General features: G+C 38.2%; 20 protein-coding genes. All 20 read right to left on the bottom strand.

Translation table 11 applies throughout. From position 1 onward, the window contains the following. Window positions 1-204 precede the first annotated feature (204 nt). The 20 genes from CEG13_RS00745 to CEG13_RS00655 all read right to left on the bottom strand — a co-directional run bounded on the left by CEG13_RS00745 (window position 205) and on the right by CEG13_RS00655 (window position 12,562). Entirely contained in the window at window positions 205-993 is a 789-nt protein-coding gene (locus tag CEG13_RS00745) for a GNAT family N-acetyltransferase (protein WP_100009855.1), read from the bottom strand. Between the two features lie 74 nt (window positions 994-1,067). Then, the gene (locus tag CEG13_RS00740) at window positions 1,068-1,916 is read right to left on the bottom strand and encodes a protein kinase domain-containing protein (protein ID WP_100010534.1); all 849 of its coding nucleotides are present in this window, start codon (window positions 1,914-1,916) and stop codon (window positions 1,068-1,070) included. Next, window positions 1,906-2,475, bottom strand: a complete 570-nt coding sequence (locus CEG13_RS00735; protein ID WP_100009854.1) for a GrpB family protein — start codon at window positions 2,473-2,475, stop codon at window positions 1,906-1,908. The genes CEG13_RS00740 and CEG13_RS00735 overlap by 11 nt, the downstream gene beginning before the upstream one ends. Window positions 2,476-2,537: 62 nt before the next feature. Next, window positions 2,538-2,945 (bottom strand): hypothetical protein, encoded by a 408-nt coding sequence (locus CEG13_RS00730; RefSeq protein WP_100009853.1) that lies wholly within the window; start codon window positions 2,943-2,945, stop codon window positions 2,538-2,540. Window positions 2,946-3,045: 100 nt separating this feature from the next. Then, entirely contained in the window at window positions 3,046-3,282 is a 237-nt protein-coding gene (locus tag CEG13_RS00725) for a hypothetical protein (RefSeq protein ID WP_100009852.1), read from the bottom strand. Continuing rightward, on the bottom strand, window positions 3,279-3,803 hold the full coding sequence (locus CEG13_RS00720; RefSeq protein WP_239984526.1) for an RNA polymerase sigma factor: 525 nt from the start codon (window positions 3,801-3,803) through the stop codon (window positions 3,279-3,281). The genes CEG13_RS00725 and CEG13_RS00720 overlap by 4 nt, the downstream gene beginning before the upstream one ends. After that, a complete protein-coding gene (locus tag CEG13_RS00715) occupies window positions 3,790-4,161 on the bottom strand; it encodes a hypothetical protein (protein WP_100009851.1) in 372 nt (123 codons plus the stop codon). The genes CEG13_RS00720 and CEG13_RS00715 overlap by 14 nt, the downstream gene beginning before the upstream one ends. A gap of 77 nt (window positions 4,162-4,238) precedes the next feature. Then, on the bottom strand, window positions 4,239-4,730 hold the full coding sequence (locus CEG13_RS00710) for a phosphoribosylanthranilate isomerase (protein WP_100009850.1): 492 nt from the start codon (window positions 4,728-4,730) through the stop codon (window positions 4,239-4,241). Window positions 4,731-4,784: 54 nt separating this feature from the next. Then, window positions 4,785-5,279, bottom strand: coding sequence for a kinase (locus CEG13_RS00705; RefSeq protein WP_100009849.1), 495 nt, complete (start codon window positions 5,277-5,279; stop codon window positions 4,785-4,787). Between the two features lie 98 nt (window positions 5,280-5,377). Continuing rightward, on the bottom strand, window positions 5,378-5,785 hold the full coding sequence (locus CEG13_RS00700) for an NUDIX hydrolase (protein ID WP_100009848.1): 408 nt from the start codon (window positions 5,783-5,785) through the stop codon (window positions 5,378-5,380). Window positions 5,786-6,058: 273 nt separating this feature from the next. After that, window positions 6,059-6,454, bottom strand: coding sequence for a VOC family protein (locus tag CEG13_RS00695; protein WP_100009847.1), 396 nt, complete (start codon window positions 6,452-6,454; stop codon window positions 6,059-6,061). A gap of 36 nt (window positions 6,455-6,490) precedes the next feature. Then, the gene (locus CEG13_RS00690) at window positions 6,491-7,336 is read right to left on the bottom strand and encodes a DUF4037 domain-containing protein (protein ID WP_100009846.1); all 846 of its coding nucleotides are present in this window, start codon (window positions 7,334-7,336) and stop codon (window positions 6,491-6,493) included. 16 nt (window positions 7,337-7,352) lie between these two features. Beyond that, window positions 7,353-7,892: a DinB family protein gene (locus CEG13_RS00685; protein ID WP_100009845.1), complete on the bottom strand. Its 540-nt coding sequence runs from the start codon at window positions 7,890-7,892 to the stop codon at window positions 7,353-7,355. Window positions 7,893-7,962: 70 nt separating this feature from the next. Continuing rightward, window positions 7,963-8,250, bottom strand: a complete 288-nt coding sequence (locus CEG13_RS19010; protein WP_239984525.1) for a hypothetical protein — start codon at window positions 8,248-8,250, stop codon at window positions 7,963-7,965. A 60-nt stretch (window positions 8,251-8,310) separates the two neighbouring features. Continuing rightward, window positions 8,311-8,700 (bottom strand): hypothetical protein, encoded by a 390-nt coding sequence (locus tag CEG13_RS19005; protein ID WP_239984524.1) that lies wholly within the window; start codon window positions 8,698-8,700, stop codon window positions 8,311-8,313. Between the two features lie 156 nt (window positions 8,701-8,856). Continuing rightward, entirely contained in the window at window positions 8,857-9,591 is a 735-nt protein-coding gene (locus CEG13_RS00675; protein WP_100009844.1) for an ABC transporter permease, read from the bottom strand. Continuing rightward, window positions 9,588-10,496 (bottom strand): ABC transporter ATP-binding protein, encoded by a 909-nt coding sequence (locus CEG13_RS00670; protein WP_100009843.1) that lies wholly within the window; start codon window positions 10,494-10,496, stop codon window positions 9,588-9,590. The genes CEG13_RS00675 and CEG13_RS00670 overlap by 4 nt, the downstream gene beginning before the upstream one ends. 149 nt (window positions 10,497-10,645) lie before the next feature. After that, window positions 10,646-11,155 carry a hypothetical protein gene (locus CEG13_RS00665; RefSeq protein ID WP_100009842.1) on the bottom strand — a complete coding sequence of 170 codons (510 nt, stop codon included), beginning with the start codon at window positions 11,153-11,155 and terminating at the stop codon, window positions 10,646-10,648. 65 nt (window positions 11,156-11,220) lie between these two features. Then, the gene (locus CEG13_RS00660; protein ID WP_100009841.1) at window positions 11,221-12,117 is read right to left on the bottom strand and encodes an AlbA family DNA-binding domain-containing protein; all 897 of its coding nucleotides are present in this window, start codon (window positions 12,115-12,117) and stop codon (window positions 11,221-11,223) included. Window positions 12,118-12,208: 91 nt separating this feature from the next. After that, a complete protein-coding gene (locus CEG13_RS00655) occupies window positions 12,209-12,562 on the bottom strand; it encodes a VOC family protein (RefSeq protein ID WP_100010532.1) in 354 nt (117 codons plus the stop codon). Window positions 12,563-12,772: the final 210 nt, after the last annotated feature.

Raw genomic sequence — 12,772 nt, 5'->3', positions numbered from 1 at the left:
AGCAAACCAACCACTGCATACGTGCCGCAGTGCGGCGCGAGATGATAGCGATTTCAAAATGATGTTATTGGACAGATAAAGTTTCGTTACCTTTACTATAAATATGAATGATCATTCAGTCAACCGTTAATTACTAATTGGATGATTTAATGTGGACCGGGAAAGCCGTATTTCCATTCAAAAAACTTCCCTCACCCACCATTTTCACCGATACGAATACAGCATCCAAAAGCCGATATCCTCAAATCCGATACGCTTATAGATAGCCTCGGCCTCCGGATTGTCATAGAACAAACAGAGTTCTTTGCCTTCACTCAGAAGCTTACTGCACAACCTGACCATACACTTGGTTGCATATCCTTTTCGCTTAAAAGCTTCTAGGGGTGCCACACTAACTACCATGCCGGACAGGGAATTTTCTGCCGTTGTCGAAGCAGTGGACACCATTTTCCCGTCTTCTTTGATGAAAAATGTCCGTGAAAAACCGGTCTCCAAGCCACGGCGTTTTCGTTCTGCCGTTATGGTAGTGTCGGCGAATTCCGGGATGTGATTGAGCAGTTCCACCAACTGTCCGGCATCTTCCGGCAGGGCCTGTTGAACCACTTGTGTATCCTGATTTTCCTGTTTAACATTGGTGCATTTTGCATAATACATCTTTCGTTTCCGCTTCAGCTGCCGTCCGATATACGGCTCGATTTGTGCTGTGATCTCTTGTAACCCGGACAGCATCCGATACTCCGAATCCTGTGAGATAATTTCTGCAAACCCCTTAGCATCAAAAGGACCTGCGGCAAACGGTATGTAATTTTCTTCATATTTCAGCAAAACAGCCATCAGCTCACCATCTCCATTAAATTCACCCCATACCTTCTGAAATTCCTGCTCATAGCCATACGCCTCGATGTCTCCAATAATAAACAAGTTTTCAGCCGGCTTCGTTTTTAGCAGCTGAAAACATTTGGCATGATCTTCTTTTGTGAGTTGTCTAATCATGGTTGTGAGCTCCTCTGCTGTGGTTTTTCAAATAAGGGCGACCCCACTTAGGGAAATCGTCCACGTTTAAATTTTTATTGATTAATCTTCCAAGCCTCATAAAATTCTTTCACGGTTGAATACCTTTTACTGCGATCTTCATCAACAGCTCTTATGGCAACTTCATAAAGACCTTGATTAGCGTCCCACTTTGAGAAGGATCGATCCTTTTCGCCCCCCAGTAGCCCAAACGCAATCGCCCCAAGATTAAAGACATTCGTAACAGAATCGATTGGAGAGCCAAGTTCATATTCCTCCGGTGATTTATAACGAGTTGAACCCCAAAAGTTCTCACCTATATCATTTACAGAAGGTGATTTTCGATAAAAATCAATATCGCATATTTTTGCTTCATCATTCTTGAAATCGTATAGAATACTGCCATCATAAAAGTCTACTGCAACATAGTTTTGCGATTCTGCATAAGTATGGAAAGAAAGGATCGCATTTAAGGCCTTTAAACGTTTTTTCACTTCTAACTTCTTAAAACGATAGTACGGTGACTTAGGGTTCGTATATTTTGCTGCTCCGCCAAACGACCAATGAGAATGCAAACATTCGCCTTCAAACCATTCAAATACCAGTGCATAACCATTTTCAGTGGAAAAATGATCTAAAAACTTTATTAGGTCTGGGTGTTTTAACGATTGGTAAACTGGCACAGACTTTTTCAGCCGTCCGATAGCATCCTGCGTGTTTCCAGTAAAGTCAACAGGTTTTGCTCCGGCATATTTCACAAAATACTTTTGACCATCTTTCTCCACACCGAAACTTATATTTCCTGAATCCTGTTGATCAAACACGCAAAAAACACTCCCCAATTGTTTTAACCAATTGAAGTTATGTCTTTCTTGTAATTGAAAATCCACTTTATCAAGTGTCATTGTAATTAAGTTCTTCTCTTGAAATTTCTCCAAAATATAAGCCTCCTTGTTTATGCTGCTCAAACCAATCAAGTGCCCTCTGCTCCATTTCCTTCACGAATGGCTTTTTTGCTTTGCTGTAGAAGCTCGTATCATCATACCGCCCGGCTAATTCTTCTTTAAAACGTGTATATCGTTCGACTTCTGCAGGATGGGTCCTTAAATAATCTCGCAACACCAAATGTCGTTTAATTTGAGGATGATCAATTTGATAAACATGAATATGATGGGTTCTGTTTTCCCCGCCCTTACGGAATAATCTTCTGCCTGGTATGCCCCATTCGCCAGCAACATCATAGCAAAGCGATAGCATTTGTTCATTGAATGAATCGATTTTCCCAATGTCTTGAACAAGGCACATCATGTCAATAACAGGTTTTGCCTTCAACCCTGGTACAGAAGTGCTGCCAAAATGTTCAAATTTTATTACCTCATCGCCAAATACCCTTCTTAAAAGTTGAGTCTCATCCTCAAATATTCGAATCCAGTTCTCATCGTATTCCGTAAGCCGAACCTTCATTGGATCCTCTCCTTAAATTGACTCATTTAGCAGTTTAAGTTGATGAAAATTCCGTTACTTAACTAAACATGCTCTTGCACTTCCCGGATAATTTTCCATTGTTCACCATTATTGTACCAGTTCTCAATCGTAAACAAACGAGCTAATTCCTCGCCATTTTTCTCGAGAACCTGTTCGTAAAAAACAACTGCATTTTTGGCGTTTCTTAACCGAATGACCCTGTTCTCAAACCTCTTTTTCTCACCGCCATGAAAAGAAACGGATTGACGCATACCTTTCACAGCCTCTGAGCGATTAAAAAATGCAGGTTTTTCTTGACCGCGGATAAAAAAGGTGACGTAATATTCAGCCGACATGATTTTTTCCAGTTGGGAAGTATCTCCGGTTTTCATCACATCAGCCCATTTAGAGAAATAAGCATCATGAGTTTGGATGAAATCTTCATGTTTATCCTGTATAGAATTAGACATAAAACCCTCCGTCATTTCTTTAATATTTCTCTCGTCATAGTAATCAGATGTCCCTTTTGTGTAGCTACTATTTCACTCACTGAATTTCTCTCTATAAACTTCAAATAAAGAAAACCGGTGCAAAAAACAAAACGAGCAAAAAGATGAGCGGGTAAAATGCCACTCGAGCAATGGAATTCCCCTTTACACCCAATATTTCCAACGGATCCTTTGCCGGAGCATAAATCCAGTTTGCCAGTCGTTCCAGCCTGCTTCTTTTCACTGGGATGTCCGGCATTTCCACGTGAAATTCATCCAGCTTGTTGTGAAGCTCATCTGGGATCTCCCTTTTACTCATTTGTTCACCTCCAGTAATTCTTTCAATTTTTTCAGTGAAGCATGCAGCCGTGACTTCACGGTGCCTACCGGGATTTCAAGAATTTCCGAAATATCCTTTTGCGACAGATCATGATAGTAGGTTAATAGAATAACTGCCCGTTGTTCATCGGGCAGTTGCTGAATTGCTGCTTGCACCGTGAGTTTGTCTTCGTGTGGAAAGCTCTGTTGCTGACTTTGCACATATAAAAATGGCAGTATTTTTTTCATTCGGCTCCGTTTTTTTATCCGATTTATCATGAGCTGGTAAGCCATGCGGAACAAATACGTTTTGATACTGGATTTATTCTCATCGAAATGATCCTGGTATTTATGAAAACGGACAAAGGTATCTTGCACGAGATCAAAACACAGTTGTTCATCCTGGCAATACCGGTAGAGAAACTGGTAAATTGGCGTTCTATAGGCAACAAACAGTTCCTCCATTAAAAGCTCATTCCGCTTTTCCATATCCGCAGATACCGCCTCTTTACTTGAACTCATCCGACCACCGCGCTTTTATCCCTTTAAATACAAATGCGATCCTGGTAATGAACCAGATAAATGTGATTAATGAAAACACGAACGTTTGATGAATGAAAAATTGTATCCAAGGGCTGTCGATGTTGTCGCCCCGAAGCAAAAATAACAAAAGGCCCATTATACACAAAAATGTATGAATAGCAGCTATAATGATGACATAATCCCATCTCGTCCAGTGGAAATAAATGTCCGACTTGCTAAAGTCAATATCACCCTTTTTATCCCGAGCAACTTTTTTATTCATCGACGCAATTAGCACTGCATATGTCGTTCCAAGAATTGCTGCTACAATCGTACTGATGATCCATCCTAAAGCCATACCTTATCGACTCCTTTTCATACTTTTACTAACTTATACAGTTGGAGGGGCGAAAAGGTTCATTTGATTTTCAACAATTATGCCTTTGTTAGATACTCAATCTTATGTATATCTTTATAATTATTTTTATCTGCTCGATAACTGTCTTGCAATGAAGCCTCATAAACACGTAAATACTGTTTCGGTGTTAATAAGTAAAATTTTGCCCCTTCCTTTTTATGAATTTCCAAGTCCTCTAACATCACTCCCGCAAAAGACGGCAAAGTATCAATAACGCCAAACCCGACGAATAAACCACTTTTCACAAATTCATGCTCATGTAAATCTACTAAGCGATATTCAAGAGATTCCATAAGCCGCGCTATACGATCCCAATCAAAAATAGCTTTTTTAGCAGGGACTTCCCAGCCTCTTTTATCACCAGGGACATGAATATCTAAATCCTGAGCATCCCAGCTCTTTTCTGTAACAACTTCTAAACCAACTGACCCCATTAACAATGGTGTAATTTGTATCTCATTCAATTTTCTTGCTATACTTAAAAACTCATGGAATTTATGATTTTCCATTACTCCTCCCTCTCAGAGCTAGCAATCTAGTATTTCAAACCCAATTTCGAACAATCATTCTAGTTGATCTAAAATCAGCTCCAAAACATCCTTCTCTGACATATTCTCCGTCAATATCATTTCTCTATCTACGCCAAGATAATCATTTGGGTTCCACCAGGAACGTAAGGAATCCTCTCCGAATTCCATCTTTTTCGCCCTAGTGTTGTGACGTATGACTGTTTCCTCAAAAGGTAGATCAAAATAATAAGTAAATGCCCTTTCATTATAAAACTGGATCAAGTTATTCAGCATTTCACCATAACGAGTTTTATTCAAGATACCTTCCACAATCACAACTTCGCATTTATCTCTACCATATTTTGCAATTTCGCGAATCAAATCAATGGAAAGGTTCCCCTCTCTATCGTGAACCTTCAACATGTCACGGCGAACGACATCCTGAGCAACCACTAACGTTCCACGCCCGAAATGATTTTGAAGACTTTTCGCAGTCGTTGTTTTTCCGCTCCCAGAGTTTCCTCGTATGATAATTAGCTTAGATTCCATATTCTCGCCCACCTATTCCGCTTTCCGATAACCTACATCCAGACTTGATAAAGGAGATAGGTAAAAGCTGTTGCTCATTGAATAAATACAGATCACCATTATTTTTGATATGTATAAGGGATGATCTGACCAATCAGTGGCTCTACACCATTAACATGATATGGCATTAACTCATTCGCTTTTTCAACCTCTACCCATTGAATGTTGGTTATTTCTTCAGGATTTATTATATGGACATTCCCTTCTCTTACGGTCGCATTAAATGTAAAAAAGATTGCATGATTGCCAGATTCCTTAAAAAACGCCTCATTAATAGCCACTATACCTTTTGCTTCTATGCTCAAGCCCGTCTCTTCATAAACTTCACGAACTACTGCCGCTTCAAGTGTCTCATTTGCTTCAACTGCTCCACCTGGCAAACTCCAACTTTTACCCTCATTCTCAACCATAAGAAATTGGCCTAAATGATTTTGTATTATTGCATAGACTACGTCGACCCTTTTCATAATATCCACCTCCGTTCTTTTATTTAATAGATTGTAAGTCAGCAATACATCGCTCAATAACAGGATGTCTCTAACCCACCTATCAAGGCTCCTCTTTTTAAAATCATACTTTTACAAAATTTAATTTTACAAATGAGTTTTTCGTGAGTTCCCTTAGTTTTTGTTCTTCGATTCCGATTTTGAAAGATACAGCCAGTAATGTCTTCATCTTTATGTGCATAGCAGTTTCAGATAATGAACTGGATCCAAAGGTCGCGTCCATTTGTTTTACAGTTAAGGAGCTACAAGTTCCACTTTAATTCTATCCGGATCTTCAAAATAAACAGCGTAATGGTCTTCTCCACCAGCGAATGGATGCTGGTTTGTATAAAGTATAGTAGTCCCTTTATCTTTTAATTTCTTAGTCATATCATCAACGTGCTGGCGTGAAATTGCGTGAAATGCTAAATGATTTAGACCAACACGACATCTGTGGTAAGGAACGTCCAGAAACCGCTCTTCTGTTTGAACAAAAACGATGTAAATATCATCTATCTTCCAACTTTGGCCGCTTTCCCACTTTTGAAAAGGACTGTATCCTAACTCTTCAAGTAACCAACCCCAAAAATCAACGGATCTATTTAAATCAGAGACATATATTTCAATGTGGTGAAGTAATCCTTTTGACAGAAATAGCCCCCCTCTTTATTCCGTTAAACTTGCCGTTTAAGACCCGAAATTATTTCGCTGTTTCACATATCTAATATTTTCCTTCTGCTCGCTAATGTTCAGTCCAGGATGATACTTCTCAACTAATACAATTACCTCTTCTACCAATACCTCCAATTCATGTATAGCCTTCTGCGAATCACCCATCAATATATTCGTCATTCTGTCATAAAGCTTTTTCGGTTTAATCCGCATCTGTTCAATATTGAACTGAATCCATTTAAAAACAGGATGATGGACGTACATATGATTCAAACCAAACATAACACCAAACAGTTTCTTTTGTACTCCGCAGATGACATCGTAAAGCATTAACCAGTCTTCCCTTTTTAATAGCGCATGTCGATTATTCCATCGATTACTCAGCCAAAGGTTCTCCGTAATCATTTGTTTGGAAAGTTCTAGTGGATATGTAGCAACTCTATTTTTTAACGCCTTAACTCTTTCATCCCCGAAAAGGCTAATACCATCATCAATAGATGCTACAATACACTGTTTATTAAAATCAGTTTCATATCTGTCAATCACAACGTAAATAAAACGGTCAACGGTTGTAGACAGAAAGCTGCTTATCTCAAATTTAATGCCATCTTGGTCCAAATAAGCTTCGGACCACTCTTCTTCTTCATAAGGATAATACGATAAGATTGTGCCTTTAACGTCTTCAATTGGACCTTTGCGATCCTTATCTGTTGGAGCAGATGACCACAAAATATGTAATTCAATATCTGAATGCTCATCCTGTAAGTTCTTTGAAACAGAACCTGCCAATATAATAGCTTCTACCTTTGAATTCCCCCTATATATCGCTGCCATATCTATTGATTTTTGATAAAAGTCCATTCGTGTTAACTCCCAACTATTTGTTCTGCAAACCAGCCTGTTCTGCCCTCCTTCTCAACCACCGAATTTGGCCTCTATGATTTATCTCGTCTTCAAAAACATGAAACCAAATAAAATAATTGTTCGATGGCAATCCATCCCACAGCCTTTCTTCATATAGCCACTCGTCACTAAAGCCTTTCAGTTCCCTCAAGGTTCTTTCCCGTACTTTATTCAGCTTCTCCAAATAAAACTCCAGAGGATGCCCTTTTATCTCTTTGCGTCCCCGATCTCCAAGACCATACGCTGCTCCCCACTCCTTGTTGTCCTCCTCATTTGGTTTTCTCTTATCAAATAGCTCAATCTGAAAACCGAACTCGACAGCTGCCATATGAATAAGAAGGGAACCTATGGTATTGCTATTCTCGTCCTGAAGATAATCAAGTTGTTCTATGGTTAGTCCCTTTACCGTATTTAAGGTTGTAAATCTTGCATAGTTCATCATAGAAACTAATCTGCCTATTTGGTGATCGAATCCAGGCACATCCATAATCTTGAATAGATTTTGGTCTTCCATATGTTATATCTCCTTGTATTATAAATAATTAAGCCTATTCGCTTATTCCGTTATTGCCTATTCTCGAACACTATTTCCACCTTCTATATTGCTCTAGAATTTCATGTAATAAATACTTGTCAAACCCAGTTTTATTACTTATAAACTCTATTAAATCAATCATTGTTCCTTTTCTTGGCTCTTTATATAAACCTTCTGTTGTGCTTAAAGAAATATCCCAATTATCGAATTCCCAATGTGCAATTTCATTTTTATACGGAACTCGGCACTCTATTAATGGTGTGGACCTAATAATACTTTGAGAAGTTTGAGCTGCTTTTAAAAAGGCCTTTTTCTCTAAAGGTGTTGTATCATACATTTGTTTTGAGACTTTTCCATTCGGTCTGTGGTAAAGGATTTCTACATTTTCACCAAGGGGTTAAACCTGTATTTCTGCCGCTGGAAAAAACCTACTGTGTTTATCAAAACCGAAGTCCTCACTATTACCATCAATCAGGACAGGAACAATCCATTGATCCCCTAAATCGCACAAGTAACGATTCCCTATTTCATCTAATGCAATCACCGCCACGTGTGCATCTTCAGTATTTAGATCATGTCCTATCGGGTATGCTTCAACCCCATTCTTTCCTAACTCATCAAGTAACCAAATAGTTAGATCGAAACAATTACCAGAAAGCCCATATCGTTGTCGATGTTCTTTCATAAGAGAAACATCTCTTTGTGAACCCTCTTTTTCTTGATTAAAAACCCATAACTTACTTAATATTTCCATCGGGAAATTATCGAACTTGTGCCATGTTTCCAAGATTTTTTTACCTGGGAAAATGTGAACCCCCCCTCCTTGTTAAACAAAATCCCGCAACATGATAACTATTAAGATACCTTTAAATTTCTTTCATTTCGCTATCCCTCATCTGCTATTTGAATATATTCGTCTTTTTCCATAGGCTTCTTAAACTTCCTACGCCTGCTGCTTCCTCCGAATAAATACAGCTAAATACATAAAAACAACCATATATCCAATTAACATGAGATAACTTAACAATTCAGGAGGATTTCCGAGCACAATCTCCCACGCACCGCTTCCAAAGTGATAGGATGGCAGCCACTCGCCAATATTTTGTAATAGCGGCGGGAATACCTCCATTGGCATCCACATTCCTCCTAAAACAGCTAAACCTAGGTACAGAATGTTACTGACCCCACTTGCTGTTTCCACTTTTTTCATTGTCCCGATCAATGAGCCCAATGCCAGAAATGGGATGGAAGCAATCAATATCCAAGCTCCTGCAGCAATCCATTGACCTGCAGTTAAGGTGATTCCATTAATAATAGACCCAGCAAGAAAAATTACAATTATTGATAATGCGTGCATGACCATTTGACCGAACATCTTTGCTGAAAAGTACCCCCAAGAAGGAAATGGAGTTATTTTCATGAATTTTGCCCATCCTTGGGTATGCTCTTGCACCATACGAATGCCAAAATTCATGACCGCTGATCCCATCACACTAAAAGTAGCCATAGACATTAGAAAGTAAGCCTGCCATTCATCTGGGTTTGGGAGTTCCGTGTTAAAAACATTCGTATAAATAAAATAAAAGACTATCGGCATCATTAAGGACCAGAATACATAATATGGATTTCTGAATATACGTATCACTTCAAACCTGCATTGTGTAAAAATTCCCTTCATCCCGCTTCTGCCTCCTCTTTATCACCCGTTAATTGTTCAAAAACATCATCCAATCTGCCCTGATTAATACGGATATTTTTAGCAGAAATATTTAAACGGAACAATTCCGATAAGACAAAATCCGTATCCTCCGTGACGGCATATACTGTGCCAGCTTTTTCATAGCATTTCACCACGGTATTTACCCTTTCCATCCTCATGACGGCATCTGGCTCCTCTGTTTCAAAAGAAACACTTCTTGTTGTAAGATTCCGTTTGATGTCTTCCGGGTTACCATCTGCAATGATTTCGCCATTATTAAAAAGAATAATCCGGTCTGAGAAATCATCTGCTTCCTGGAGATAATGAGTGGAGAAAATGATCGTTTTACCTTTTTCCTTTAATGACTCTACCTTTTTCCAAAATTCACCTCTCGCAGTTGTATCCAGTCCCACGGTAGGCTCATCCAAAAAAACTAAATCCGGGTTTCCAGCTAAGGCAATGGCAAAACCTAATCTTCTTCTTTGCCCACCGGATAAATTTTCTGCCTTCTTCTTCAAATCGTCTTTATCCAGTCCAGTTAAAGCAATTAGTTCTTCCATGGATAGCGGGGATGAATAATAGCTTCTAAACATAGTTAAAACTTCACCGACCTTCAACAGATCCATGACACTTACTTCTTGCATCATTGCACCTATTTTATTTCGAACAACTACTTGTTTCGGGCTTTGTCCAAAGAGTTCTACCTTTCCCTCATTTGGATCAAGCAATCCCAACATCATCGATATAGTCGTTGTCTTTCCCGCACCATTTGGTCCAAGAATCGCTACCGTTGAACCTTTTTCAATAGAAAATGAAACATTATTTACTGCTTGAACTTTACCAAACTTTTTTGATACATTTTCTAATGTTACGACTTTTGTCACCAAACAACCCTCCGAATTGTTTTACTATGTATTACTTTCATAATTTTCGAGAGTTTTATTCCGTAAATGGGAATTGGAGTAACCAAAGGGCCACATAAGCACGAGCTCCCCTTAATCGGGATAACCACCAGCACGACAAAGATATTTTATTAAAAATATAGCTTATAAACACTTATTAACATAGTTAGAAATGAAATAATAACTCCCGAAAAACTTATAAGCATTTTTGCATTTTCTTTATTACTCTCGTTATTTGCGTTGGTAATAATACTAACGATTATACCTATTAAACCACTGCATAAAGCGAAAATTGGTAAGTACATTAATAAAAGAAAAATAACTCTTATTACAATGATTACCCAGTCACTACTAACAAAAATGTGTTCAAGCCAGTTGCCAAGTTTACCCAATTGCGCCCATAGAAAAATTGCAGCCACATTTAGGATAATCCCTATGTAGATAAAATAAATATAATTTATTTCTATTCCCGTTTTTTTCAATTCCTCTGTTCCAGCCATCGATGCGATAAATAATAATCCTATACCAATAAAAAAGAATAGAGATGAATTGTTAACACTTATAAAAATAATTCCAAGAGTAATCATGGAAATGTAGGTTGAAAGTATACTGGTAATATCATTACTCTTTGACTTTTTCATAATTTATACAAATCCTTCATTGAAAAAATTTATACATACAAATCGAAAAACGGATGCTCTTCTTTCTATTTTATTTTTCTTGTCAAATTCTCAATTGCATTAACTAATTCTTTAAATATATCATCACCTATTGTCATTGGTTGTAGGTTCTTCTGAGGGCTAATCTCCTGTTCCGATTTATATATGTTGCCTAGAACATCCTTATACTCTAATTTTAGCATTACTGGATCTTTTCCAAATGCTTGTTCCCTAAATCCAAATCCAGATATTTCCATAGTAAAAGGATTATTTTTATCGATAGCTGCGATTTCTAAAGGGAATTCATTTGAAAAATATTGCTTGAAAGCTAAAGGCAGTGGATCAAAATTTAATTTCACATCTAAAGCTACTCCTTCATTAAGTGCAATAACAGCTAATTGTTCTATACGGGGTTTAGTTGGGTGGTATTCCATTATTCCTCTTAAATTGGGTTTTGCATTTCCTCTTAGGGACCTTAGTGATTCGACTAAATAATGGTTAGCCGCACCCGAATGTGCACCAACCCTGATATAATATTTTTTATCATACGCCATATGAGGGATCATATTACTCTCAAAAAAACAAATAACAATAACTACTTTATTGTCCTCAATTTTTGAGTCATCTAAATTATTTTCTATGATATTAATTGAATACTCTCCAGTTGGTTCCGTTAATTTAATGGCATTATCGACCCAATCCCGAATATCCTGCTTACCTTTATATTTATCAATTCCTCCATCAATTTCGCCATTATCATTAACTCCTGCAATAAAGAAACCTCCACCCGCATTCCAAAAAGCTGAAGCAGCTACTGATATTTTATTTTTAAGTTTATCAAGTGGCACTTTACTAGACTTGTACTCAAATAAATCTGTCTCTGCTGATGGAATTTCCCTTAGATCGTCTTCAGCCCGTAAGGCAATTTGTGGTATCTCTTTCATATTTCCAACCTCCAGTGAATTATTTTGGCTACCTTCTTACTACTCAATAATTCAAATAACAATAAATACCTTTTAACCCCTTGGCAAAATCTCAGCATTGGCACACCATCAAAAGATTCCCATCCGGATCTTTAAAATTGAAATAATGCTGATGCTGGATTTCAGTAGTCAACTCAACCTCTTTGCTCTGCATAAACGCGTACGCTCCCTCAATATCCTCGGTATTGAAATGGAGAGCAGGCGTTCTGAAAATCGCATCTTCCGAAAAGATCTTGCTGTCCAGCACTACTCCCGCCCCTTTCATGGGCAGGACATACAGATGCCCGAACTGGATCTCTCCATCCACAGGCAGTCCCAATATTTCACAATACCAATCCCTTGCTTTTTCAATATTGCTTACTGGTATAAATACCGTTCCAATCTGATTCAAAATCGGGCTATTCATAACCGCACCCTCACTTTCCATATTTACTCCTCCATAACTTCGACACAAAATCAGGAATTCCTGCATCTTGCCGTAAATAAACCGAAGAAATTCAATGGCCCCTCGTACGAAGAAAACCGAACAGAAAATGTGCATTATATGATAATATAGGACGAACGGAGACGATGATTATGCAAGCAATGCTGCCTGCTGCGGATGTTCGCGGGCATT

It is taken from the genome of Lentibacillus sediminis, from assembly GCF_002763455.1.
GTDB lineage: Bacteria > Bacillota > Bacilli > Bacillales > Amphibacillaceae > Lentibacillus_D > Lentibacillus_D sediminis_A.
Note: the sequence above shows the minus strand (reverse complement) of the source record. Positions and strands in the feature narration are given on the sequence as shown.